We start from the raw sequence: 26,314 nt of genomic DNA on the forward strand, positions 1-26,314 counted from the left end.
TAAAAACAGACACACCAGAATTAATAAAGGACTTGCTATGAAACCTGACTTAACCCTCAAAAATCATCAAAAAACATCAGACTTAAGAATATTTGCCCTAAAAGCATTATTCGTAATCGGCCTAGCAAGCCCTATTTTAGCGATTAGCGGCGAAGCTGGCACTGCATTGAAGGCAGACACTTTACGCGCCACACCTTTTGCGGATGCCAAATCAGTGGGGACGTTGAGCAAGAATGATGCGGTGGATATTTTGGCGAAAAAAGGCGCTTGGTTACAAGTAAAAACCACAAAAAGCACCGGCTGGGTACGTTTGTTATCGGTTAAACGTGGCGGCGTTTCCAGTAGCAATCAAGTTAAAGGTCTTGCAGATGTGGCTAGCGGACGCGCTGGTACGGGAAAAGTGGTTTCTACCACAGGCATTCGCGGCTTAAGTGCAGAAGAACTGAAAACCGCCCAATTTAATGAAACTGAAATGAAAAAATTAGAGAGTTACACATTAACAGCTAGCGATGGTCAAAAATTTGCCACGGCTGGCGGGTTAACTGCTTCAAAACTCCCTTACTTCACAGGAGCTAAATAATGCATCAGTTTAAACTCAAAATCAAGCATAACTTGTTGATTGGATTGATACTTTCAACAGGACTCTTTTCAATGCAAGCTTTGGCCTTAGATTTTGGCAAAGCGTTAGAAGATGCTGCAAAAAAGAAAGTAGAAGAGCTAAAAAATGGCAACTCTATGACGAATGGTGAATCTGTCAACACAGACAAATCGAAAACATCAGCCGAATCAGACGCAACAAAAAATGCCACTGAATCTGCTTCAGCAAATGACGAAAAAGCCTTTAACTGGAAGAACCCGAGTAAGGCCGAAGAAATTGCATTGGGACGTGAAATCAGCGGCAGCATTTTAGGTGCGGCGGCTTTGGTTAAAGATGACAAATTGCAGCAATACGTGAACAAAGTCGGCCGCTGGGTCGCTAGCCAATCGGAACGTGCTGATTTACCTTGGAAATTTGGCGTAATTGAAAGCAGCGATTTAAACGCTTTTGCGGCACCTGGCGGTTATGTGTTAATCACTAAAGGCTTGTACCAGCAATTGACTAATGAAGCCCAATTGGCAGGCGTTTTAGGTCACGAGATTGCGCATATCGTGCAAAAACATCAGCTTAAAGTATTACAAAAACAGCAGCTGGTGAATATTGGTGCTGGTTTGATTACCGATAAATTTGGCAAGGATAATAAAATCGCACAAAAAGCGATTGGCAGTGGCGCTGAAATCAGTGCGCGCAGTTTGGATAAAGACGCAGAATATGAGGCGGACAGAATGGGCGTAGTGCTAGCCGCACGCGCGGGTTATGACGCGTTTGGCTTGCCAGAAGTATTGCAGAAAATCGGCCAAACCAACAAAACGGACAACAGCGTCGCGCTATTATTTAAAACGCATCCGCATCCAGACGAACGTTTGACTAAACTGGGTGATAGCGCCGGTAGTAAACTGGATAATATTAAAGCGGGTAAAACGCTTGAAGATAGGTTTTATAAATTAGCAAATTAATAACGTTAATATATTGATTTAAATGAGTTAACACATAATTGATGGCAAATTATGTGTTAACTCATTTGTGCTTTTATTAATGTTTTTATTTAACGATATTATTTTAGCTAGACTAAATTGCGCGCTCTAAGCTCGCTTTTAATATAGGCATAATAAATTGGCGCGGCGACAATTCCAGCAAGCCCGAAAATCGACTCCATCAACAGCATCGTAATCAGCAATTCCCACGCATTGGCGCGAATCTGCCCGCCGACGATGCGCGCGTTTAAAAAATATTCCAGTTTATGAATCACTACTAAATACAAAAGTGAACCGATTGCGACGCCCAATGATTGACTTAGACTGACAACCACAATCACCGTGTTTGAAATCAGATTGCCGACCACAGGAATCAAACCGACCACAAAAGTAATGGCGATCATGGTTTTAACCAAAGGCAATTCAACGCCCAGAGTTGGCATGATGATGGCTAAATAAACGCCAGTAAAAAGTGCGTTAATCGAGGCGATACGCACTTGTGCGAACACTACGCGTTTAAATGCATCGCCAAACAGCCAAGCACGTTGTGCCAAAGCACGAGCAAATGGTTTGTAGTGATCATCTTTTGCGGCATCACGCAACGCAATCATGCCGCCGATAATCATGCCGATAATCACATGCGCAGTGATACGCCCCGCTTCTTTGCCCACTACTTGCAATTGATTCGCATGGGAGCGCAGCCAGATGGTGGCTTCTTCTTTAAAGGCTATCGCATCAGACGGCAAACGCTCTAATATCCACGATGGCAAAATCTTGCGTGAGTCTTCAAGAATCTGTGCCATTTTGGCCAGCAATACAGTGATGCTGCCAGACTCTGAGCGGAAAAATGCGACTAAGCCAGCGCCGGCAAGGCTTAACAAGCTGACGATGACGATACTTAACAGGGCAATTGCAATCAACTTTGCGCGTGTACGGGGGAATTTACGTTCGATATGCGGCGTCAAGAGTCGAATTAATTCGTACACTAGCAAGCCAGCTAATAATGCAGGCAGTAAGCGAAAGGTTAAAACTAATATCATCGCCACGCCAATCAATATCCATGAGGCAATATCAAATTTCATGGATAACACTTCGTTAGGATTATTTTGCATAACTTTTAATTGAATCGTCCTGAATGAATACGATGAATCTTGCGCAATTAACGGCTTTTTATACTTGAAGCTTAATTTAAAACGATTAAATTTAAATGATTAAATACCAACTTGTGAAGATTTAATTGGCAAAGCATCCATCAGCTAAATCTGCCAACAAATGTGCTCACTTCTGTCGCTGGCAAACTGATTTTAACATGGACTGCTTGATCAAAATGTTTATCTAACACTTTGCCTTTTAATTGCGAAACCACTCTTGTTAACTCATCTACACGGTTATATTGCACGCTTAAACTGAACTCTTTCATTTCAACAAAAGGGATAACCAGTGCGGCATCCAGCGCCATTTTTGCTGTGCCGCCGTAAGCACGCGCTAATCCGCCAGTGCCCAAGTTGATACCACCATAATATCGAATCACGCCAACCGCGACATTAATCAAATCGCGGCCTTCTAGCATTTGTAATACCGGTTTTCCTGCTGTGCCACTCGGTTCGCCCGCATCTGAGAATCGCGGAATAATGCCATCCATTGTTTTGATTCTGAATGCGTAAGCCAAATGATGGGCGTTTTGATGTTGTGCAGCTGCTTGTCTTAAGAAAAGTCCGACTTCGCGCTCTGTTTGGCAATGTCCTGCAAACGCATAAAATCGCGATTTTTGAATCGTTTGTTCGGCTGAGCCTGTTTTTTCAATGGTTACCATCGCTGAAAGTTAACGCTAAAAATAGTCCAAAAAATATAGACCAAAACTTACGATAAACCAACAATATTGCCAGATGCATTCACATCGATATATTGGCTGGTTGGCTGCTTTGGCAGGCCAGGCATGGTCATAATCTTTCCACAGATTGCCACAACAAAGCCTGCACCACGCGATAGATGTAAATCTTCCACCTGTAAATGGTGCTCAGTAGGCGCACCTCTGATAGAAGCATCTGATGAAAATGAATATTGTGTTTTTGCAATGCAAATTGGCAAATATGCGTATTCTTGCTCTAGTACAGTCAGTTTTTTAGCTGCTTTTTCACTTAACTTAACACCTGCTGCGCCATAAATCTTAGTGGCGATTGTGTTTAACTTATCGATTAAAGGCAGCGAATCTGGATACAACAACTTAAAGTTAGACTGTGTATTGGCGATAGAATCCACAACCGAACGTGCCAAACCAACTGCGCCAGCACCGCCGTCTGCCCAGTGTTTGCAGACGATAGCTTTAAAACCCAACTCTGCCAGCGCGGATTTTAAGGTGTCGATTTCTAATTGTGTGTCATGCGTAAAGTGGTTAATCGCTACCAGCACTTGCATGCCAAAATGCTGATGCAGATTGGTCAGATGCTTGATCAAATTCGCCATACCCAAATTTAAAAAAGCGATATTTTCTTTATTGAGTTCATTCAGCGTCGCACCGCCATGATATTTAAGTGCGCGAATCGTGGCGACAATCACTACCAAATCTGGCTGCAAACTGGCTTTGCGGCATTTAATATCAAAAAACTTTTCTGCACCTAAATCTGCACCAAAACCTGCTTCAGTCACCACATAATCAGCTAGCTTTAAAGCAGTTTTTGTCGCCACGACTGAATTACAGCCATGTGCAATATTGGCAAATGGGCCGCCATGAATCAGTGCGGGCGTATGTTCTAATGTTTGTACTAAGTTCGGCTGAAACGCATCTTTCAGCAACACAGTCATTGCGCCCTGTGCTTGTAAATCGCTGGCCAATATTGGCTTGCCAGCCATATTAGTCGCCACTTGAATATTACCTAAGCGCGTTTTTAAATCGTCTAAATCTTCAGCCAAACAAAAAATAGCCATCACTTCGCTGGCCACGGTAATGTTAAAACTCGTTGCGATATCGTGTTCGGTATGCGCAGCATCATGCGTTGTGATGTGCCGCAAAGCACGATCATTCATATCCATGCAACGACGCCAAGTCACTTCTTTAATATTTAACAAATTACCATGGTGAATGTGGTTATCGATTAAAGCGGCCAGTAAATTATTAGCAGAAGTGATGGCATGAAAATCGCCAGTAAAATGCAGATTGATATTTTCCATCGGCACCACTTGCGCGTAACCACCGCCTGTCGCGCCACCTTTTATACCAAATACTGGCCCTAACGACGGCTCGCGAATGCAAACCATTGCGTGTTTATCGGTATTTTCTTGCCTAAATAAATGGTTAAGTGCGTCTGCCAAACCTATAGTCGTCGTCGTTTTACCCTCACCAGCAGGCGTTGGACTAATAGCCGTAACTAAAATAAGTTTACCGTTTGGCTTAACCTTTACTTTTGAGTGAGCTAGTTTAGTTTTTGATTTGGTTTGGTCAGTTTTTAATTCAAGTTGGTCCGAGGGATGTAATTCTTTTAAGAAGTTTGCGCTTAATTTGGCAATAGAATGGCCGTACGGAATCAAATCTTTTGTAGCAATATCGAGTGTTTGAGCAACATCAACAATCGGCTTTAATTTTGCCGCTTGTGCAATATCGATATCAGATAACATCAACAATGCTCCAACTGTCAGTCAATTATTTACGACCGCCTAAAATTGAACCAAGAATTCCGCGCACTAAACTACGCCCTAATTGCGAACCCACTGCGCGCACGGTAGATTTAGCCGCACTTTCTAAAATGCTATCTGAGCGACTGGTTTTTTTTCCGCCTAAAACGCCACCCAACATGCCGCCCCAATCAAACCCTTTATCCTCTTCTTTTACTACCTCGGCAGATTCAGTTGCGCGCGCTTTTAAAATTTCATACGCCGATTCACGATCAATCTGTTTTTCGTAAAAACCTGCGATGCTAGAGCCAGCAATCACGGCCGTGCGCTCGGCATCTGTTAGCGCACCGATTCGACTTTCTGGTGGACAAACAAAAGCGCGTTCAACTGGCGTTGGTACGCCCTTTTCATCCAAAAATGATACTAATGCCTCACCAACGCCAAGCTCAGTAATAGCAGTCGTCACATCAACTTTTGGATTGCTTCTGAATGTTTCTGCAGCTGATTTAACGGCTTTTTGATCGCGTGGCGTAAATGCGCGCAAAGCATGTTGTACGCGGTTACCTAATTGGCCGAGCACGATATCGGGAATATCTAAAGGATTTTGGCTGACAAAATAAACGCCAACCGCTTTTGAACGGATTAACCTTACAACTTGCTCAATTTTTTGCAACAATGCAGGTGGTGCATCGCTAAACAGTAAATGTGCTTCATCAAAGAAAAATACCAATTTAGGTTTTTCTAAGTCGCCCACTTCAGGCAGTTTTTCAAATAATTCCGATAATAGCCAAAGCAATAAAGTCGCATATACACGTGGCGAGTTGAATAGTTTATCCGCCGCTAAAATATTAATGACACCGCGCCCTTGACTATCGGTTTGCATTAAATCTTCCAGATTCAATGCGGGTTCACCAAATAACAAATCACCGCCTTCGGTCTCAAGCTGTAAAAGCGAACGCTGTAATGCGCCAACACTGGCGGCTGAAATATTGCCATAAGTCGTTTGATATTCCGCCGCATTTTCTGCCGCGTGTTGCGACATAGCACGCAGATCTTTTAAATCTAACAACAACCAACCTTTATCATCGGCAATCTTAAAAATCGCATTAATCACACCAGCTTGCACATCATTTAAATTCAATAAACGCGCTAATAATAATGGCCCCATTTCCGCCACTGTGGTGCGGACTGGATGACCTTTTTCGCCAAACACATCCCACAATACAACAGTTGAAGCTTGTGGTTTAAAATCATCCATTCCCAACTGAGCAACACGCGCGTCAATTTTCGCATTGCCGCCGCCAATTTGGCTGATACCCGCTAGATCGCCTTTCACATCTGCCATAAATACTGGCACGCCGAGTTTAGAAAAACCTTCTGCTAATGTTTGCAACGTGACGGTTTTACCAGTGCCGGTAGCGCCCGCAATCAAGCCGTGGCGATTGGCCATTTTGGGTAAGATATTTAAAAACTGCTCTGCTTTCGCAACGCGGATAGGATTCGTCATAATGAGGATTTTCGTTTATTTAAGGCTATTGATAGTGGTTCAAATTGTTTGTCTGTTTTTTGTAATCTGATGACTAATTATTCATTCGATATTGTAGATTATCACCTAATCTTTACGGATTAAGTGATATCAACTAAATGGTCTAATTAAATATCGCCGCGACTGGCTTTTTCCATCAAATTAATTAATACATTCTCTAACTCTTGCGCCGATTTTTGCGCCCGCGCGGTTGGATTCTTGATGCTTTTTAAATCATAAGTTGGCCTATCTAAAGCCAAAAATAATCGCAGCTTTTTGTTGGCATCAGGCTTTTCATAAAGCGCGACTCTGCACGGGGCAAAAACCAAAAATTCGGGATGATCGAGCATGATTTCAGTGCCAAGACTTAAATTACAGAAACTATGCACTTCTTTAATGCCTTGCGGATCAATACCACGCAACTTCATATTTTCGGCAATAGGAAAATTAGCCGGATTTACAAAATTCATGCCTTCAGAAAGTGATTTTAAGCTATCAAGAACATCTTGATAACTGACACCTTCTTTTACTGGTAATTCATATATAGCGCTGGTTAAATCAATTGGCGGCAAGCCATTTGGCATGTCTTTGGTGGAGGTGGCTGAGGTGGTTTGGGTGTTAGCACAGGCGCTTAATGCAACGAATATGAATAAATAAAACAAATGCCTAAACCACATTATTTGCCCCAAATTCGGTTAACTAATCTTGCTAATAATATAAATTAACCACTATTAACATGTACGGTCTAGTAATGGAGTTTAGCCAGCGCAACTAACCAAAAACTAACTAGCCCGATAAACTTTTAACGCTTCATCCACCGCTTTACGATCAAATTTTGGTATTAGCAATTCGATAAAGCCGTAAATATAGTTGCGTAAAAACGCATCTTTACGTACACCCAAATAAGTTGTGCTGGCTGGGAATAAATGGCTGCAATCTAAACGCACTAAATCCTTATCACGTTCTTCATCATACGCCATATTGGCAATCAAACCAACGCCCAAACCCAATCCAACATAGGTCTTAATCACGTCAGCATCAATTGCGCTCAATACAATATTCGGCATTACGCCGGCATCGTGGAATACTTTTGCTACTGTAATGCTGCCCGTATAAGCAAAGTCATAAGTAATCAATGGAAAACTAGCGACTTTAGACAAAGTGAGCGGCAGCGCGTCAATTAAACGATGACCTTTTGGTACAACGATGCAACGATTCCACTCATAACAAGGTAAGCAAAGTAAACGGTCATCTAAACTAATTTTTTCTGTCGCAATACCAATATCCGCCTCGCCACTGGCTACTTGCGCAGTCACCTGCGATGGATCGCCTTGGTGAATATTCAACTTAACATGCGGATAAGCATGAATAAACTGTTTAACGGCTGCGGGTAAAGTGTAACGCGCTTGCGTGTGAGTAGTAGCAATTGTCAACGTACCTGTTTCTACTTTACTGAACTCATCGCCCACGCGTTTGATATTCTGCATTTCCAGCATCACAGTGGCTGCCAGTTTTACGATATGTTTACCTGGTTCAGTAATACCAGTTAAACGCTTGCCATTGCGCTGAAAAATCTGTAATTTTAATTCGTCTTCCAGCATTTGAATTTGTTTGCTGACACCGGGTTGCGATGTGTGGAGCGCTTCAGCTGCGGCTGAAATATTGAGACCTTGTCGTGCCACTTCGTGTATATACTTCAGTTGGTGTAGCTTCATTCATGCACCCTTGGCTCAAAATAATCGTTATAAGCAAATCATATACTAAAATAATAATGTGTTATTAAATAATTATATCAATTTCTGCTATATTGTGCGGGTTTACTACCATTTAGGTATGCGCCGCGCGTGGATTTGATTTCTTATATATTTGCAGGATTTGTAGTTGGTTTATTAGTTGGATTAACAGGCGTTGGCGGGGGCTCATTAATGACACCCATTTTGCTTATCTTTTTCAATGTAAAAGCGGCAGTCGCAGTTGGCACAGATTTACTTTATGCTTCAATCACCAAAAGCGTAGGTATCTTTGCACATGGCAAACTCGGCAATATTGACTGGAAAATCGTCCGCTTATTGGCTTTTGGTAGCATTCCTGCCTCAATCATCACAGTTTTATATTTAAAAGATTTAAATATTGCCTCTGACGCTGCGGTTAATAATATTAAATTTTGGCTGGGCATCGCATTGTTGCTCACTTCGTTGTCTGTACTATTCCGTAATCAATTAGCCCAACTATCCAAAACCGGCGAATGGATCAACCCTAAATACACGCCAAGCTTAACAGTTATTTTAGGGGTAGTTTTAGGCTTTTTAGTCACGTTAACTTCGGTTGGTGCGGGTGCGTTAGGAGTGACTGCACTATTGATTTTATATCCCAAAACCCCCATTACTAAAATCATTGGCTCCGATGTCGCACATGCTGTACCGCTCACTTTGGTTGCTGGCTTAGGCCACGCCAGTTTAGGCACTGTGGATTACAGCCTACTTGGCACACTACTGATAGGCTCTATTCCTGGCATTTGGATTGGTAGCCATTTAAGTTCTAAAGTAGCTGAACATTGGGTGCGCACGCTGCTCGCTTTAATTTTAGTATATGTCGGCCAAAAATTAGCCTTTCCTGAATTCAATCAGTTGATTGGCATTTCAATCATATTGTTTTTGGTGGCATTAAAACAGTTAAGTTTTAAAGAGTCTTAAAGCAAATATCTTAGCTTTGAGTTTTTAGACTGAATTTATTGTTAAGTTTATTGAATAAAAGCTTTATTTATACAAGCAGTTTTTGGATTAAACCTGATTTTAGATTAAAATATCAGGTTAGCTTTTTAGCCAAACAAATGTTAGCCATAGAAACTATCAGCACGGAAGAAATGCAGCAGAAAAATTATGTATAAGTACGATAAATTAGACCAACAAATTGTCGACGAGCGCGTTGCACAATATCGCGACCAAACCCGCCGCTTTTTAGCAGGTGAACTCACTGAAGAAGAGTTTCGCCCATTACGCTTGCAAAATGGCTTGTATATTCAGCGCCACGCGCCGATGTTTCGCATTGCCGTGCCTTATGGCATGTTGTCTAGCAAACAATTACACAAGCTTGGCGACATCGCAAAAAAATACGATAGAGATTATGGTCACTTTAGTACGCGCCAAAATCTGCAACTCAACTGGCCCAAATTAGAAGATGTGCCAGATATTCTAGCTGAACTCGCCACGGTTGAAATGCACGCAATTCAAACCTCTGGCAATTGCATACGCAACATTACGACCGATCAATTTGCAGGCATCGCGCCTGATGAAGTAATTGATCCACGTGCAATGGCTGAAATCATGCGCCAATGGAGTACATTCCATCCAGAGTTCGCTTTGTTGCCACGCAAATTTAAAATTGCGGTTTCGGGCACCAAACAAGACCGAGCGATTGTACAAGCACACGATATTGGCATGGAGTTTTATACCGACGTTGCGGGTAAATTAGCGATTAAGGTTTGGGTGGGTGGCGGATTAGGCCGCACACCAATATTAGGCTCTGTTATCCGCGAACATTTAGAGTGGCAACATGCGCTCACCTATTGCGAAGCGATTGTTCGTGTGTATAACTTACACGGTCGTCGCGATAACTCATACAAAGCACGCATTAAGATTTTGGTGAAAGCACTTGGTATTGAAGAATTCAAAAATCAAGTCGAAGCCGAATGGGTGCACTTAAAAGACGCACCAAATACTATTACGGAAGCTGAATTAGCCCGCGTTGGCAAGCATTTCGAGGCGATGCCTTACGAAAACTTGAATGCGCACGATTCAAACTTTGATGCTGCAATCGCAAGCAACCCTGCCTTTGCTGCTTGGGTGAAACGTTGTGTGCATGCGCATAAACAAGCAGGTTACCGCGCTGTAACGCTATCACTGAAACCGCATGGCAAAGCACCAGGCGATGCTACTAGCGAGCAAATGCATGTGGTCGCGGATTTAGCCGCACAATATAGCTTTGGTGAACTGCGCGTTTCGCATGAACAAAACTTAATCTTGGCAGATGTTAAGTTAAGTGATTTGTATAGCGTTTGGGAAAAAGCGCGCGCTGCTGGTTTGGCGACGCCGAACATTGGCTTGCTCACCGATATTATTTGCTGCCCAGGCGGTGATTTTTGTAGCTTGGCAAACGCTAAAAGCATTCCAATTGCAGAAGCGATTCAAATGCAATTCGATAATTTAGATTATTTGCATGACATTGGCGATATTGAACTCAACATTTCAGGTTGTATGAATGCTTGCGGTCACCATCACGTTGGTCATATCGGCATTCTAGGCGTAGATAAAGACGGTTCGGAATGGTATCAAGTATCCATCGGCGGCAAACAAGGCAATGATGCCAGCCTTGGCACAGTGATTGGCCCTGCATTCTCTGCAGATGAAATGCCTGGCGTTGTACAAAAACTGATTGATCTTTATATTAAAGAGCGCACTCCAGAAGAGCTATTCATCGACACAACACGTCGTCTTGGTATTGCACCGTTTAAAGCGCATGTTTATGCCAAAAATGAAGAGATTGCATCTGTATGAGTAATTTAATTCAACTTAATAATAATGATGCTGCTAGCATTGTAGAAAATACTTGGGTTACGGTACAACTTCCGCCCAGCAACGTAGAGGCGCGCAAACAAGCTGGTAAGGTTGTTCTGTTTAAATTAACAGGTGAAGCTACCGTTACTGAAACACAAATTGCTGATACGGCAATTCCAGCGACAGGCAAAATCATTGTGCCTTTAAGCGTGTTTATTGCGCGTAAAGGCGAATTGTTAACGCGCATTTCAAATGGTGAAGTTGGCGTATGGATAGATACGCATGAAGTATTAGCAGATTTAGTTAACGATCAAGTCGACTTAAATGTGCTACCTATTATCGCGGTGCATGTAGAGCGTTTTGCTGATGGCCGTATTTTCTCGCTGGGCACCCTATTGCGCACGCGTTATGGCTTTAAAAATGAGTTGCGCGCTATTGGTGATGTGTTGCGAGATCAATTGTTTTTCTTAAAACGTAGCGGCTTTAATAGTTATTTAATTCGCGCCGATCGCTCAGCCAACGATGCTTTAGCCAGTTTGAAAGATTTCACAGCACCTTACCAAGGTGCTGTAGATGAGCCACGCCCAGTATTTGCGCGTTATAACAGGACAGCATAATGTCAGGCGAGGTTTCATTCTTAAAGCCTACCGCAATTAATCCAGCCACACAGCCGGTGCTAACTGATGCGTTGCAAGCCAGTGTGAACGCAAAAACTGATCAAGTATTAGCTCTATTAAAAAATGCTTCAAATGAGCTAGTCAGCATCACTTTTGCTAATAGCTTTGGCGCAGAAGATATGGTGCTGACTGATATTATTGCAAAAAATCAATTACCTATCGAGATTTTCTCACTAGATACTGGTCGTTTACCTGTTGAAACGTATGACTTAATTGCAGAAACAGAACGGCATTACAACACCAAGTTAAATGTGTTTTTTCCACAGGCAGCAACCGTCGAATTTTATGTGAAAACAAATGGCATTAATGCCTTTTATGAATCGATTGAATTACGCAAAAGTTGCTGCCACATGCGTAAAGTAGAACCTTTACAACGCGCGCTTAAAGATAAAAAAGCTTGGGTGACAGGTATGCGCGCAGCGCAAGCAACCACGCGTTCTAGCTTACCCGTGCGCGAATTTGATGATGCTAACGGATTAGAGAAATTTAACCCGTTAAGTGATTGGTCTGAACAAGAGATTTGGGCTTATATCCGCATGTATAACGTGCCATATAACAAATTGCACGACCAATTTTATCCAAGTATCGGTTGCGCACCTTGTACCCGTGCCATTGCAATGGGTGAAGACGTGCGTGCCGGCCGTTGGTGGTGGGAAGACCCAACCAGCAAAGAATGCGGTCTGCATGTTAAAAAATAAATATTTTTATGCATCTACATGAAAAATTAAATTACGTTGAATATCCTGCACAAAATATCGCGGCAACTAAGCATTTCTTCGAAACCGCTTTTTCTTGGGAATTCATGGATTACGGCCCCGATTATGTAGCCTTTTCAAATGAAGGCTTAGATGGTGGATTCTTTACCTCTAACCATGCTTCTACAACCCAAAATGGCGGTGCTTTATTGGTGTTCTATAGTAGCGATTTAGAGGCAACGCTTAGCAAAGTAAAGCAAGCTGGCGGTGTTATTAGTAAAGATATTTTTGACTTTCCTGGCGGTCGTCGTTTTCAATTTTTAGAGCCTAGTGGCAATGAATTTGCTGTATGGTCAGATGCATAAATTTTTAAAGTAATACATTAATTATATAAAGTAAATTATTGAATATGTTAAATAATACCCATAAACCATTATCGCATTTAGATTGGCTAGAAGCTGAAGCCATTCATATTTTGCGTGAAGTGGCAGGTCAATGCAGCAATCCTGTATTACTATTTTCAGGCGGCAAAGATTCACTTTGTATTTTACGCTTAGCTGAAAAAGCGTTCCGTCCTGGTCGTTTTCCATTTCCACTTTTGCACATTGATACTGGGCATAACTATCAAGAAGTGATTAACTTTAGAGATCAGCGTGCCACTGAATTAGGTGAGCGACTCATTGTGCGCTCTGTTGAAGACTCAATGCAGCGCGGCACTGTGGTATTAAAAAGCGCTGATGAGCCACGCAACAAACATCAGTCTGTTACGTTGCTTGAAGCGATTGAAGAGTTTGGTTTTGATTGTTGTATTGGTGGTGCGCGCCGGGACGAAGAAAAAGCACGCGCTAAAGAACGTATCATGAGTTTCCGTGATGAATTTGGTCAATGGGATCCAAAAAATCAACGTCCAGAATTATGGAATCTGTATAACGCCCGTTCACATAAAGGTGAAAATATCCGCGCCTTCCCTATTTCAAACTGGACAGAAATGGATGTTTGGCAATATATCGAACGTGAAAACTTAGAATTACCTAGCATTTATTTTGCACATCAACGCGATATATTTATGCGCGGTGGTGATATGTATCCTGCCAACGTAAAATTAGCAAACGGCGAAGTGATTAACCAACCGAAAAACGGTGAAGAAATCATCAATATGCAAGTACGTTTTAGAACAGTTGGTGATATTACTTGCACGGCACCAGTGATTAGTGATGCTGATAGTGTTAGAAAAATCGTGGTAGAAACCGCAACGACAACCATTACAGAACGTGGCGCAACGCGTTTAGACGATCAAACATCAGATGCCAGCATGGAACAGCGTAAAAAAGAAGGTTATTTCTAATGAGCAGTATCAACACAACAAATAATATCAACATCCATAACGATAGCCTTTTGCGCTTTATGACATGCGGCAGTGTTGATGACGGCAAAAGCACGCTGATTGGTCGCTTACTATTTGATACCAAAACGATTTTGGCCGATACGCTCACACAAATCTCAAACACATCAAAAAAACGTGGCATGGAAGCCGTTGATTTATCATTGTTAACCGATGGCTTGCAAGCAGAACGCGAACAAGGTATTACCATCGACGTTGCCTATCGTTATTTTAGTACCGGTACACGCAAATACATTATTGCCGATGCGCCTGGCCACGAACAATATACTCGCAACATGGTGACTGCAGCGTCTACTGCCAATTTAGCTATCATTTTGATTGATGCCCGTCGTGGCGTGCTCACACAAACGCGTCGCCACAGCTATTTAGCACATTTGGTGGGGATTCAGCACATTGTCGTAGCGGTGAATAAAATGGATTTGGTCAATTATGATCAAGCCGTTTATGACAAGATTTGCTCGGACTACTTAGCATTTGCGACTGAAATCGGTTTTGCACAATCGAGAGAAATTCGTTTTATTCCATTGTCTGCCTTAAATGGCGATATGTTGGTTGACCGTTTGGATAATATGCCTTGGTATACCAATGAAACGTTACTAGAAATATTAGAATCCGCACCCGCTGCACATGTTGATGTAGATGAAGAATTCCGTTTTCCAGTACAGTTTGTTTGTCGCCCACATGCAAGCGCGGATGCTGATCTACACGACTTTAGAGGCTTTATGGGTCGTATTGAAAGTGGTAACATTGCGGTTGGTGACGCCGTTACCGTATTGCCAAACGGCTATCAATCAACCGTAAAAGCTATTCAATTGGGTGACACGCATCTACAAAGTGCGCAAAGTGAGCAATCAGTCACACTATTATTAGCAGATGAAATCGACACCTCACGCGGCGATATGATTGTTAAATCTGGCAGCGCTATTCAACCAGTCAAGCAAATTGAAGCATTTGTTTGCTGGTTATCTGAAACGCCGTTATCACCTGCCCGCACTTATGTTATTCGTCATACCACGCGCGAATCAAAAGCAAAAGTTGGCAATATTTCATACAAAGTAGACGTTAACACGTTGGAACAACAACCTACGACTGAACTCAAAATGAACGACATTGCACGTATTAATTTTAAGCTTGCGCAACCGTTAATGGTCGATAGCTACAACACAAATCGTGCAACTGGTGCTTTTATTGTGATTGATGAAAGTACAAACAACACTGTCGGCGCTGGCATGATTGTATAAATCAAAAAAATGATTAGAATTGAATAAGATTAATTAGTAAGATTTAGTAGAAGGAAGAAAAATGACTTACGTAGTCACCGAAAACTGTATCCAATGCAAATTTACCGATTGCGTTGATGTATGCCCAGTGGATTGTTTTGTAGAAGGCCCTAACTTTTTAGCCATTAACCCGGATGAATGTATTGATTGCACACTGTGTGTCGCCGAATGCCCTGCAGAAGCTATTTTTGCAGAAGACGATGTGCCAGCAGATCAGCAGGAGTATATTGCATTAAATGCGCGCTTGGCTGAATTGTGGCCAACGATTACCAGCCGAAAAGAAGCGCTGCCAGATGCAGAAGCTATGAATGGCGCATCAGGTAAACGTGATCTTTTAATTGAGGAAGCTTAATTCTTAGCATTTAAATTTATCAACTTAAAATAATGTAACAATACAAAGGAGGCAATTGCCTCCTTTTGTTTTATTACATGAATCTTTTTTAATTAACAATACGAATTGAATAAAAAGCAGTTTTAATGACACCAGCACTTAAATATTTACAACACTACCCGCTTGCTCTGCAAGATAAAATTAGGCAACTGCAAAAACAGGGCTTGCTTGGTGAGTACATTTCAATACGTTATCCTCAGTTGCATACAATTCAAACCGATAGAGCCCTCTACACTTATGCGAATGAGATTAAGCAGGCGTTTTTACGCACCGCTCCGTTGCTGGATAAAGTGCATTACGATAATAGGCTTGGTATAGAACATCATGCGCTTGGATTGAACACAGCAATTTCGCGTGTGCAAGGCGGTAAGCTAAAAGCCAAAAAAGAAATTAAAATCTCTTCGTTTTTTAAAACTGCACCTAGTGATTTCTTACGAATGATTGTTGTGCATGAACTGGCACATCTTAAAGAACGCAATCACGACAAAGCTTTTTACCAGCTATGTCAGCACATGGAACCCGCTTACCATCAATTAGAGTTTGATTGCCGGGTTTATTTGCTTTGGAAAAATGAAGTGGCAATTAAAATAATGGCGCCTAAACTACTGGCGCCATGATGTGATTATTGAGATAAATTGTTTAAGCAGATTTTTTACACCAAACGCTATCTAAACTGAATTTTCCAGCACCTGCAAAAGCAAAGTATAAGAATACAAAGCTATATAAAGTAGCTAATTCACCGCCATTTAAAATAGGTAAAAAGCCGCCAGGTGCATGTGCCATGAAGTACGCAACAGCCATTTGGCCAGAAAGTATAAAGGCGACAGGTCGCGTAAATAAACCCAGTAATATTAACGCACCACCCACCAACTCAAGTACACCCGCTACTCCCATTAAAGACATCAGCTGCAAGCCATCAAACATGGCAATATGCGGCGCACCTAAAAGCTTTGCCGAGCCATGCTGCAGGAACAGAAAACCAGTGATGATACGTAATAAACCTAAAACATGAGGTGTCCATTTTGCACAAGATTGAGTATTTAACATTTGAGTTTTCCTTTGTGTTGATTAATCAAGTGAACCAGCAACATACTAACTGATTCGTTTGTCGTACGTCTAGGATTTAATCCTGTTCAATAAACCAAAAATGCTACCTGATAATTGGCGGAATTAAAATCAATTAAACCTTTAGGCTTTTCCATAGTTGTGTCTGGCTAATCACCAAAAGCGCAATAATCAAATAAACCATCATAGCAAGCGCCAAACCCATCACACTGCCCCACACCAAAGGCACAATCAAGCCAGCCGACACGGTTGATAGCAACATTTGAATAAATGCCTGCCCTGATGCAGCAGTACCGCGGATTCTAGGATGACGATCCAGCGCGGCCAGTGACAATATTGGCATCACTAAGGCCATTCCTACGTTAAATAATGCGATGGGTAAAATGTTATTCACTGGGTTTAATGGCAAGAAAGCACACACAAGAATATTCGCACTAACAATCGCAAGCATCCACGCAAAAGCCACCTTAAGCACTTTTTGTGCAGTATATTTCCCGGCCACATATTTCGCCAGATAAGAGCCGATCATCATGCCGCAAACAGTCGGGATGAATAAATAGCCATATTGTTGCGGAGTTAACCCTAAATGTTTGCCCAAAAAAACTGGGCTCGCCAGCACATAGACAAAAAAGGCAGAAAAGCAGGCGCCAATCGTGATGCTTAATTTAGCGAACTCAGTATCGCCAAATATGCTTTTATAACTGGTTAACACATTTTTTGCCGATAATTTCAGTCGCTTTTCTGGCGGCATGGTTTCGGGCAGAAAAGTCACTGATGCCCATAAGGTTACGCCTGCATATATCGCCAGAAAAATAAATATCGCCTGCCAATGGATTCCCAGTAAAAAACCACCAATAATCGGCGCAACTGCAGGCGCGATGCCAAACAACATTTGCACAGTCGCCATCACTCTTTGCGCCGCTGCGCCTTCAAACAAATCGCGCACCATAGCGCGTGCAACCGTATTACCTGCCCCGCCGCTTGCACCTTGTAGCGCTCTAAAAAACCATAAGGTTTCAACATTCGGCGCAAAAGCACAACCGATTGAAGCCAGTACAAAAATGCTCAAGCCCCATTTGATGGTGGTAATACGCCCTATCGCATCCGAAATAGCGCCATGCCACAGCGTCATCAAAGCATATGGCAGCAAATAAACCGTTAAGCTTTGCTGAATATGTAAGTCAGACGTTTGTAAATCTGCACCCATTGCATGAAACGCTGGCAAATAGGTGTCAATAGCGAAAGGCGCAAGCGCAGCCAAACTAGCTAATACATAGACTAAAAATACTGAGTGTGTTTTCACATTTATGACCATCAATAAAAAAGGCGCAACTCAATGCGCCTTGTATTATATCTTGCAAGCCTTACGGCAAGGCGTGAAATTCTTCTACACGCTCTTTATCGCCAGCGACATATTTTTTAGAGTTTTTATCCGTTCTAAAGATAATCGGTTGTGATGCCAATACAGGATTTTTAGAATCCTCAATCGCTTTTTCAATTAAATGATGATTAGGCGACAATGAGCAAACTGGGTCGGCACTTTCCGCATCGCCAGTGAGTAAAAATGCTTGGCAGCGACAACCACCTAAATCATTCATTTTCTCGGGACAAGTAACGCACGGCCCTTTCATCCAAGCCGTACCGCGGTATTTATTAAATGCTGGGCTTTCTTTCCATGCATATTCCAAACCGTTTTCACGCACATTTGGGAACTGCATATTGGGCAACACGCGCGCAGAATGACAGGGCAACACATCGCCATTAGCTGTCACAATCATAAACACTTCGCCCCAGCCGTTCATGCATTTTTTTGGACGATTACCAAAGTAATCTGGCACCACAAAAAATATTTTCATTTTGTTGCCGACTTTTTCACGGAATTCGTTGGTGATTCTTTCCGCTTCGTCAATTTGCTCTTTAAGCGGCATTAACTGGCTACGATTCACCAAAGACCAGCCATAATATTGCGTATTTGCCAGCTCAACATAATCTGCACCTAGCGCTTCGGCCATTTCCAAAATTTCTTTGATATGCCCAATGTTGTAGCGGTGAATCACCACGTTTAACACCATCGGATAGCCATGATTTTTAATCATGGCGGCAACTTTTTTCTTCAGCTCAAACGTACGCGTATTGGTGATGAAATTATTAATCTCTTCGGTAATATCGTGCATAGAAAGTTGGATATGATCTAAGCCGCCATCTTTAAATGCCTGAATACGTTTCTCAGTTAAACCAACACCTGAAGTAATGAGATTGCTGTAATAACCCAGCTTTTTGGCTTCAATGACAATATCTTCAATATCGTCACGCAATAACGGCTCACCACCTGATATCCCCAGCTGAATCGCGCCCATTTTGCGCGCATCACGTAACGCTTGAATCCACTGTTCAGTCGTCAGCTCATTTTGCGTGTGTTTATCGTAATCCGTCGGGTTATAGCAAAATGCACAATGTAAAGGACAGCGATAGGTCACTTCTGCCAGCAACCAAAGCGGCTGCGTATGCGTGATGTTCGCCGCAACGCCATTATTCTTAGCTTGGCTGTGTATTTCCTTCTGTACAACTGACTCACCTAACGATGTCTGTGTCATTTGCTACTCCTTGATAGTGCTACTTAACCAATTTTTTACATCAACTTTTAAGTACACTTAACCATTTCTAATTTATATTTTTCTAATCCATGCCTTACCATACGACATTTCAAACATACCAATAATATCTTTTTCGATATTCTCAGCGTCTGGAAAAGCGAGTTTCAAATCTGCCACAATCTCACCTACTGTTGCTTTACCATCTAAACGCTTAATCACTTCGCCTGCGCCACCATGCAGTTTGACCATACCTTCAGGAAAAAGTATCACGTAACTTTGCTGTGCTTCTTCCCACTGAAAACGATGGTGTAACGCAATCGCAAAAACGTCTGAATCTAGAATGGTGTTATCTGTCATTTTTTGCTCTTATTCAAAATTAGTCTATTCAAAGTTAATCACTGGCTGATGAAAATAATCTTTACCTGCCACTTTCACATCAACCGTCGAAGCTAACATGATCGAATCGGCAATCACCCACAGCACATTGAGTTTAAATTGCAGAATATCTAGCGCCTTAAGTTGCATTTCACGCGAGGTACTAAAATAATCCAGCGTGACGCCAAGCCCTTGCTCAACATCACGGCGCGCTTCTGTCAGGCGTTTTTTAAAATAGCTTAAACCTTCTTCTTTAATCCACGGATACATGGTTGGCCACGAACTGATGCGTTGCTGATGAATATGCGGCGCAAATAACTCGGTTAAACTGGAACAGACAGACTCTTGCCAACTGCGCTGTTTGGCGAAGTTAACATACGCATCTACCGCAAACTTCACACCGGGGCTCACCATTTTAAGTGAAGTGATTTGCTCGCGTGTTAAGCCAACTGCTTCGCCTAGCTGAATCCATGCCTCAATCCCACCAACGGCTTTTTTTCCGTCTATATCAACACCATCGTGGTCAGTAATCCTCACTATCCACTGTTTTCTTACCTCTACATCATCACAATTCGATAAAATCGCTGCGTCTTTCATCGGAATCGAAATTTGATAGTAAAAACGATTCGCTACCCAACATTGCAGCTGATCTTTGGTTAACTTACCTTCATACATCATCACATGAAACGGATGGTAGATATGATAGCCATGCCCTTTTTCACGTAGCTTTTCTTCAAATTCTTCACGTGTCCAAGGTAGATTATTAGTGAGTGCGTTCATCCTATTTCCTTACAATATTATGTCCATGCCGTCATACGCCACTTCAATCTTATATTGATTCAGTATCGCGCGTTCAGCCGAATCTTCACGTAAGATAGGATTGGTATTATTAATATGAATCAATATCTTACGTATTTCTTTGTCTTGACCAAACTCACTCAATTTCTCAATCATGCCACCCTCACCTGATTGTGGATTATGGCCAATGCTACGTGCCGTTTTAGTCATCAATCCCATATCAATCATCTCAGTATTGGTCCAGAACGTGCCATCCACCATGATGCAATCGGCTTGGCTCATTAGCTCTGGCAAATGCGGTTCAATTTCGCCTAAACCAGGGGAATACCAGCATTTTTTACCAGTGCTGATTTCTTCAATCAATACGCCAATCGTATCGCCAGGATGCGGGTCGTTACGATGTGGTGAATATGGTGGCGCGGCGCTTTTTAATGCAACAGCAGTAAATTTTAAGTTCGGAACATTGGGAATAGTAAAGCTTTGTTTACCGTCGATAGGCACATCATGACGATTAATACCACAATAGTGACCGAGAATATTCAGCACTTGATTACCACTGGTTAAATCTTCATACACCATATCAGTACAGTAAATTTCACGTTTTACCTGACCTTCACGCAACATGAATAAACCTGTCGTATGATCGATTTGTGCGTCAATCAAGATGATTGCTTGAATACCTGAATCCCTGATATTGCGCCCCGGTTGTAAGGGCGCGAAATCCTGAATCTGTTGTAATACATCAGGTGATGCATTAAATAAAACCCAGTTAACGCCATCGCCACTGACGCAGATGGAAGACTGCGTACGCTTAGTTGCTTTGATTGTTTTTTTTCTTAAGCCGTCACAGTTGAAACAATTACAGTTCCATTGTGGGAAACCACCGCCAGCTGCGGCACCTAAAACGTGAATATGCATGAGATTCTTTACCGAATGAATAAGCTATAAATTTTACTATTGTTACAATTACTTTTTTTATAGAAAAGCTTTAGCTTTATTTCACTAAAGAGAGCTTTTCTATAAAAAAAGGCTGTCTTGCGGCAGCCTTTTTTCACTAATTAGCAAAAAAACACTAATTATTTATTCATTACGTACATTGTTACTTCAAAGCCAAAACGCATTTCTGTAGCTGCTGGTGTTGTCCACATGATAATTTTCCTTTAAGTAAATATTAAGTTTCGTTGTCAATTAACTATTGCTACAACGTGAAACGAATTTTGCGCGCTAATTAGTTTTATCAACACCGCAAAGATACCGAATAAACACTAAGTAAATTCATGATGCCTATATGACCACTATCACTCCAACAATAGAGCGTTAAACTTCTTCACTTAATCTTTGATGGCGACGTTTGCGCACGGCAGTTGCTAACTCTTCCAAAACATTAATTGTATCTTGCCAGCTAATGCAACCATCCGTTATCGATTGCCCATAAACCAAATCGCAACCTGGTGCGTGATCTTGGCGACCTTCTACCAAATGTGATTCAATCATCAAACCGATAATCCGCGCATCCCCAGTACTGACTTGATTCGCCACGTCCTGCGCTACTTCTTTTTGTTTGCTATATAGCTTACTGCTATTAGCATGGCTGCAATCAATCATCAGCCTTGGCACAAGTCCGGCTTCTGTAAGTTGGTCACATGCCTCGTCAACGCTGTCAGCATCATAGTTCGGCACTTTCCCACCGCGCAAAATCACATGGCAATCTTCATTGCCTGTCGTCGAAATAATAGCGGACTGGCCTTCTTTGGTTACCGATAAAAAATGGTGTGGGCTGGCTGCCGTTTTAATGGCATCGGTCGCCACGCGCACACTGCCATCTGTACCGTTTTTAAATCCAATCGGACAAGACAAGCCTGATGCTAATTCGCGATGCACTTGCGATTCTGTCGTACGTGCGCCAATTGCGCCCCAACTAACCAAGTCAGCCGTATATTGCGGTGTAATCGTATCTAAAAATTCAGCGCCAGCGGGCATGCCGATTTCATTTACATCCAGCAAAAATTTACGCGCGATTTCCAAACCTTCATTAATCTGATAACTGCCATCTAAGTGCGGGTCGTTAATCAAACCTTTCCAGCCCACTGTAGTGCGTGGCTTTTCAAAATACACGCGCATCACAATCAATAAATCGGCGGCTAAAGTCTTACGCACTTCCAGTAAACGGCGCGCATATTCCATCCCTGCCTTCACATCATGAATCGAACACGGCCCTACAATGACCAATAACCGATCATCTGTTTGGTGCAATATGCGGTGAATCGCTGTGCGCGTTTGCAGAATATTATGGGTCGATTCTGCACTTTCTTTAAAGCGTGCCAATAACGCTGATGGCGTAATCAACGTTTTAATCTCTTTGATACGAACGTCATCTGTCGCCAGTTTTTCGTATGCTGCTTTTCCGACTATTAAATTATCTTGCTCAGTCATTTTTGACAATCTGTTCTAATACTTCTAAAAATCTTGCATTCTCGCTAAATAATCCAATGCTCACACGTAAATAATCGGGCATGTCGTAATTGGCAACTGGCCGCACGATGACACCATTTTTAAGCAACTGTTGGTTAACTGCTGCAGCATTGGCAATTTTAAAACTGATAAAATTGGCATACGATGGAATGTACTCTAAACCCAGCTGATGAAAGCCTTGTGTCAATTGCACCATACCCGCCTGATTTAATGCATAACTGCGCGCGACAAAATCTTCATCATTGAGCGAAGCAATTGCCGCCGCTTGCGCAATACTATTCACATTAAATGGCTGGCGCACCCGGTTCAGCATATCGGCAACACTGGCATGCATCAAACCAAAACCGATACGCAAACCAGCCAAGCCATAAGCTTTTGAAAAAGTGCGTGAAATAATCAGGTTATTAAATTCACTTAACCATTCAATTGCTTCAGATTTATTATCAGCAGACAAATACTCATCATACGCTTCGTCCAACACCACCAATACGTGATTAGGCACTTGTTTTAAAAACGTTTTTAGCTCGTTCTTAGCAATTAAGGTACCTGTTGGATTATTGGGGTTTGCTATAAATATTAAACGTGTTTGGGGCGTAATAGCCTTAACAAACGCATCTAAATCATGTGCATAGTTTTTAGCGGGAATCACCACACCAGTCGCGCCAACTGCTAGCGTCACCAATGGATACACCGCAAAAGCATGTTGCGAATAAATGGCTTCATCGCCTGCACGCAAAAATGCACGTGCCGATAATTCTAAAATATCGTTCGATCCGTTACCAAATACGATCTGATTATGCGCGACATTGAATTTTTTACTCACCACATCGCGCAAGGCAAAACTATTGCCATCTGGATAACGCGCGATATCGCCAATCGCATCTTCAATCGCCATTTGCGCTTTGGGGCTGATGCCTAAAGGATTTTCATTTGAAGCGAGTTTGACAATATCCGCCTCATTTAAACCCATTTCGCGCGCAAGTTCGCTAATCGGCTTTCCACCTTGATACGGCGCAATGGCACGTACGTATTCAGGCGCTAATTCAGCTAAATTGACTTCGGATGATTGCATACAGAAAACCCTAGAATAGCTAAAACGTTGACTTAAACGACACTTACTTTAACAACTGGCTTAAACAACGGCAACTGGATAAGAACCCAGCACCTTAAGGAAAGAGGCGCGCATTTTGCAATCCTGCAAAGCGGCTTTCACTTTTTCGTCTGTTTGATGGCCTTCGATATCCACGAAAAAAACATAATCCCATAAACCCTGTTTAGAAGGACGTGATTCAAATTTAGTCATGCTGACGCCATACCGAGACAATGGTTCCAACAATGCTAGCATTGCGCCTGGTTTATTTTGTGTAGTCATCACAACTGAGGTTTTATCATGTCCGGAAGGCGCAACTTCGTGTCTACTTAACACTAAAAAACGCGTAGTATTTTTAGGATCATCCTCAATATTTTCAGCCAACACATATAAATTAAATAGCTCAGCAGCACGTTTGCTGGCAATAGCGGCGGCAAACGTATTATCAGTTGAAACCAAGTTATGAATCATTTGTGCGGCAAATGCATTGCTGGTGACTGGCTCACGTTGCGCACGTGGCAATGTTTTGTTCAACCACTCATGACATTGTGATAACGACTGGCTATGCGAAAATACATGCGAAATCTGGCTGATGTCAGTTTGCTTTGACAGCAGACAATGATGGATTGGCAAAGTGACTTCGCCGCAGATTTTTAGCGGACTCGCTAACAACAAATCCAGCGTCAAGCCAATTGCGCCCTCGGTCGAATTTTCAACAGGCACTACGCCGTAATCCGCTTGTTCAGCTTCTAAAGTACGGAATACTTCATCAATACTGGCGCAAACGACAGCACCACGTCCTAATCCAAATTGTTTAAGCGCAGCTTCTTCGCTATATGTACCAAGTGGCCCTAAAAAAGCGATGGAAAGCTCTTTTTCCAAGGCACGACAATTAGACATGACGCCGCGAAAGATATGACTAACTGCCTCGCTCGACAAAGGACCTTTGTTATTCGCTTGTAAACGGCGTAAAACCTGTGCTTCACGCTCTGGCCGATAAATGACACCGTCACCTTTCAAGCCACCAATCGCGTGCGCGAGTGATGCGCGCTCATTAACAAGCTTTAAAATCTGCTCATCAATGGCGTCAATCTGGTCTCTGTGTTGTTTTAACTGTTCACTCATATCTTAACTATTTTATGCACGTTCAAACTGTTTCATATAGTCGATCAGTGCTTGTACGCCCTCGATTGGCATGGCGTTATACATGCTGGCGCGCATGCCACCAACAATCCGATGACCTTTTAATTGCAGCAAACCTTGTGCTTCCGCTCCTTTTAAAAAGGCATCGTTGCGCTTTTCATCTTGCAGCTTGAATGGAATATTCATGCGTGAGCGATTATTCAATGCAATATTGTTGCTATAAAAATCGCTGTTATCCACATAATCATAAAAAAGTTTGGCTTTGGCAATATTTTTCTGTTCAATCGCTGCTACACCGCCCTGCGCTAACAACCACTCAAACACCAACCCTGCAATATAAATACTATAAGTAGGCGGCGTGTTGATCATGCTATGATTTTCTGCCTGCGTTTTCCAGTTGAATACAGCAGGCGTCAGTTTGCTTGCCCTATCCAATAAATCTTCACGCACAATCACAATACATAAACCAGCTGGCCCAATATTCTTTTGGGCGCCGCCATAAATCACGCCATATTGGCTCACATCAATTGGTCGTGACAAAATGTGTGAAGACATATCCGCTACAATCGGCACATCTCCTGCGTTTGGAATGCCATCAAACTCAACGCCATGAATGGTTTCATTGGTACAAATATGCACATACGCCGCATCCTTATTCAATTGCCAGCTTGAAAAGTCGGGCACACGCGTAAAACCATCTGCTTCGCTGGTCGCCGCAATATTAATGGTACCGAATGCACGCGCATCTTCAACACTGCGTTTACTCCAGGCACCAGTAACAACATAATCAGCACTTTTATTGGACAGCAAATTTAGCGGAATAATGGCATTTTCTGCAATTGCGCCACCTTGCAAAAATAGCACTTTGTAGTTATTTGGAATACTTAACAAAGTACGCAAATCTGCTTCTGTTTTTTCTAAAATGCTGGTGAACTCTTTACCACGGTGTGACATTTCCATCACGCTCATGCCACTACCATGCCAATCCAGCATTTCAGCTTGCGCGCGTTCTAATACAGGTTTTGGCAGTACTGCAGGGCCTGCAGAAAAATTATAAATTTGCTTCATATTAC

Annotated in this window: 28 protein-coding genes; 11 read left to right on the plus strand and 17 right to left on the minus strand. The window is 42.3% G+C overall.

The window, feature by feature from the left end:
• Positions 1-37: 37 nt before the first annotated feature.
• Positions 38-580 (plus strand): SH3 domain-containing protein, encoded by a 543-nt coding sequence (locus METVE_RS0111220; RefSeq protein ID WP_020168579.1) that lies wholly within the window; start codon positions 38-40, stop codon positions 578-580.
• Positions 580-1,554 (plus strand): M48 family metalloprotease, encoded by a 975-nt coding sequence (locus METVE_RS0111225; RefSeq protein WP_020168580.1) that lies wholly within the window; start codon positions 580-582, stop codon positions 1,552-1,554. Before METVE_RS0111220 ends, METVE_RS0111225 begins: the two co-directional genes overlap by 1 nt.
• 107 nt (positions 1,555-1,661) lie before the next feature.
• Here the strand turns inward: METVE_RS0111225 and METVE_RS0111230 are convergent, their stop codons facing one another.
• The 6 genes from METVE_RS0111230 to METVE_RS0111255 all read right to left on the minus strand — a co-directional run bounded on the left by METVE_RS0111230 (position 1,662) and on the right by METVE_RS0111255 (position 8,421).
• Entirely contained in the window at positions 1,662-2,684 is a 1,023-nt protein-coding gene (locus tag METVE_RS0111230; RefSeq protein WP_020168581.1) for an AI-2E family transporter, read from the minus strand.
• 140 nt (positions 2,685-2,824) lie between these two features.
• Positions 2,825-3,385: an IMPACT family protein gene (locus METVE_RS0111235; protein ID WP_020168582.1), complete on the minus strand. Its 561-nt coding sequence runs from the start codon at positions 3,383-3,385 to the stop codon at positions 2,825-2,827.
• 47 nt (positions 3,386-3,432) lie between these two features.
• Positions 3,433-5,184, minus strand: a complete 1,752-nt coding sequence (locus METVE_RS0111240; protein ID WP_020168583.1) for a formate--tetrahydrofolate ligase — start codon at positions 5,182-5,184, stop codon at positions 3,433-3,435.
• A 25-nt stretch (positions 5,185-5,209) separates the two neighbouring features.
• Positions 5,210-6,688 (minus strand): helicase HerA-like domain-containing protein, encoded by a 1,479-nt coding sequence (locus METVE_RS0111245; RefSeq protein ID WP_020168584.1) that lies wholly within the window; start codon positions 6,686-6,688, stop codon positions 5,210-5,212.
• A gap of 146 nt (positions 6,689-6,834) precedes the next feature.
• On the minus strand, positions 6,835-7,383 hold the full coding sequence (locus METVE_RS0111250) for a DUF302 domain-containing protein (protein ID WP_020168585.1): 549 nt from the start codon (positions 7,381-7,383) through the stop codon (positions 6,835-6,837).
• Positions 7,384-7,488: 105 nt separating this feature from the next.
• Positions 7,489-8,421, minus strand: a complete 933-nt coding sequence (locus METVE_RS0111255) for a CysB family HTH-type transcriptional regulator (RefSeq protein WP_020168586.1) — start codon at positions 8,419-8,421, stop codon at positions 7,489-7,491.
• A 129-nt stretch (positions 8,422-8,550) separates the two neighbouring features.
• Here METVE_RS0111255 and METVE_RS0111260 point away from each other — a divergent pair, with 129 nt between their 5' ends.
• The 9 genes from METVE_RS0111260 to METVE_RS0111305 all read left to right on the plus strand — a co-directional run bounded on the left by METVE_RS0111260 (position 8,551) and on the right by METVE_RS0111305 (position 16,321).
• Positions 8,551-9,399: a sulfite exporter TauE/SafE family protein gene (locus METVE_RS0111260; protein WP_020168587.1), complete on the plus strand. Its 849-nt coding sequence runs from the start codon at positions 8,551-8,553 to the stop codon at positions 9,397-9,399.
• A 186-nt stretch (positions 9,400-9,585) separates the two neighbouring features.
• Complete coding sequence (locus METVE_RS0111270) at positions 9,586-11,259, plus strand: nitrite/sulfite reductase (protein WP_020168589.1); 1,674 nt, start codon at positions 9,586-9,588, stop codon at positions 11,257-11,259.
• Positions 11,256-11,876 carry a DUF934 domain-containing protein gene (locus METVE_RS0111275; RefSeq protein ID WP_020168590.1) on the plus strand — a complete coding sequence of 207 codons (621 nt, stop codon included), beginning with the start codon at positions 11,256-11,258 and terminating at the stop codon, positions 11,874-11,876. Before METVE_RS0111270 ends, METVE_RS0111275 begins: the two co-directional genes overlap by 4 nt.
• Positions 11,876-12,634 carry a phosphoadenylyl-sulfate reductase gene (locus METVE_RS0111280; RefSeq protein ID WP_020168591.1) on the plus strand — a complete coding sequence of 253 codons (759 nt, stop codon included), beginning with the start codon at positions 11,876-11,878 and terminating at the stop codon, positions 12,632-12,634. Before METVE_RS0111275 ends, METVE_RS0111280 begins: the two co-directional genes overlap by 1 nt.
• An 8-nt stretch (positions 12,635-12,642) precedes the next feature.
• On the plus strand, positions 12,643-12,996 hold the full coding sequence (locus METVE_RS0111285; RefSeq protein ID WP_020168592.1) for a VOC family protein: 354 nt from the start codon (positions 12,643-12,645) through the stop codon (positions 12,994-12,996).
• A 44-nt stretch (positions 12,997-13,040) separates the two neighbouring features.
• Positions 13,041-13,976, plus strand: a complete 936-nt coding sequence (gene cysD, locus METVE_RS0111290; RefSeq protein ID WP_020168593.1) for a sulfate adenylyltransferase subunit CysD — start codon at positions 13,041-13,043, stop codon at positions 13,974-13,976.
• Entirely contained in the window at positions 13,976-15,274 is a 1,299-nt protein-coding gene (locus METVE_RS0111295; RefSeq protein ID WP_020168594.1) for a sulfate adenylyltransferase subunit 1, read from the plus strand. Before cysD ends, METVE_RS0111295 begins: the two co-directional genes overlap by 1 nt.
• 61 nt (positions 15,275-15,335) lie before the next feature.
• Complete coding sequence (gene fdxA / locus METVE_RS0111300) at positions 15,336-15,665, plus strand: ferredoxin FdxA (protein ID WP_020168595.1); 330 nt, start codon at positions 15,336-15,338, stop codon at positions 15,663-15,665.
• 125 nt (positions 15,666-15,790) lie between these two features.
• Positions 15,791-16,321: a M48 family metallopeptidase gene (locus METVE_RS0111305; protein WP_020168596.1), complete on the plus strand. Its 531-nt coding sequence runs from the start codon at positions 15,791-15,793 to the stop codon at positions 16,319-16,321.
• A gap of 22 nt (positions 16,322-16,343) precedes the next feature.
• Here METVE_RS0111305 and METVE_RS0111310 read toward each other — a convergent pair whose 3' ends face one another.
• The 11 genes from METVE_RS0111310 to serC form a co-directional block, all read right to left on the minus strand.
• Entirely contained in the window at positions 16,344-16,751 is a 408-nt protein-coding gene (locus METVE_RS0111310; RefSeq protein ID WP_020168597.1) for a DoxX family protein, read from the minus strand.
• Positions 16,752-16,884: 133 nt separating this feature from the next.
• Entirely contained in the window at positions 16,885-18,084 is a 1,200-nt protein-coding gene (locus tag METVE_RS0111315) for a multidrug effflux MFS transporter (RefSeq protein WP_020168598.1), read from the minus strand.
• A gap of 49 nt (positions 18,085-18,133) precedes the next feature.
• Positions 18,134-19,363 (minus strand): pyrroloquinoline quinone biosynthesis protein PqqE, encoded by a 1,230-nt coding sequence (gene pqqE / locus METVE_RS0111320; protein ID WP_020168599.1) that lies wholly within the window; start codon positions 19,361-19,363, stop codon positions 18,134-18,136.
• 72 nt (positions 19,364-19,435) lie between these two features.
• Positions 19,436-19,720 carry a pyrroloquinoline quinone biosynthesis peptide chaperone PqqD gene (gene pqqD / locus METVE_RS0111325; RefSeq protein WP_020168600.1) on the minus strand — a complete coding sequence of 95 codons (285 nt, stop codon included), beginning with the start codon at positions 19,718-19,720 and terminating at the stop codon, positions 19,436-19,438.
• 24 nt (positions 19,721-19,744) lie between these two features.
• The gene (pqqC, locus tag METVE_RS0111330; protein ID WP_020168601.1) at positions 19,745-20,518 is read right to left on the minus strand and encodes a pyrroloquinoline-quinone synthase PqqC; all 774 of its coding nucleotides are present in this window, start codon (positions 20,516-20,518) and stop codon (positions 19,745-19,747) included.
• 9 nt (positions 20,519-20,527) lie between these two features.
• A complete protein-coding gene (gene pqqB / locus METVE_RS0111335) occupies positions 20,528-21,454 on the minus strand; it encodes a pyrroloquinoline quinone biosynthesis protein PqqB (protein ID WP_020168602.1) in 927 nt (308 codons plus the stop codon).
• Between the two features lie 158 nt (positions 21,455-21,612).
• Entirely contained in the window at positions 21,613-21,684 is a 72-nt protein-coding gene (gene pqqA, locus METVE_RS12920; protein WP_012777389.1) for a pyrroloquinoline quinone precursor peptide PqqA, read from the minus strand.
• 169 nt (positions 21,685-21,853) lie between these two features.
• Positions 21,854-22,969, minus strand: a complete 1,116-nt coding sequence (gene aroG / locus METVE_RS0111340) for a 3-deoxy-7-phosphoheptulonate synthase AroG (protein ID WP_020168603.1) — start codon at positions 22,967-22,969, stop codon at positions 21,854-21,856.
• Positions 22,962-24,080: a histidinol-phosphate transaminase gene (gene hisC, locus METVE_RS0111345; protein ID WP_020168604.1), complete on the minus strand. Its 1,119-nt coding sequence runs from the start codon at positions 24,078-24,080 to the stop codon at positions 22,962-22,964. Before hisC ends, aroG begins: the two co-directional genes overlap by 8 nt.
• A gap of 60 nt (positions 24,081-24,140) precedes the next feature.
• A complete protein-coding gene (pheA, locus tag METVE_RS0111350; protein ID WP_020168605.1) occupies positions 24,141-25,223 on the minus strand; it encodes a prephenate dehydratase in 1,083 nt (360 codons plus the stop codon).
• A 12-nt stretch (positions 25,224-25,235) separates the two neighbouring features.
• A complete protein-coding gene (gene serC, locus METVE_RS0111355) occupies positions 25,236-26,309 on the minus strand; it encodes a 3-phosphoserine/phosphohydroxythreonine transaminase (protein WP_020168606.1) in 1,074 nt (357 codons plus the stop codon).
• Positions 26,310-26,314: the final 5 nt, after the last annotated feature.

The organism is Methylotenera versatilis 79, assembly GCF_000384375.1.
Taxonomy (GTDB): Bacteria; Pseudomonadota; Gammaproteobacteria; order Burkholderiales; family Methylophilaceae; genus Methylotenera_A; species Methylotenera_A versatilis_B.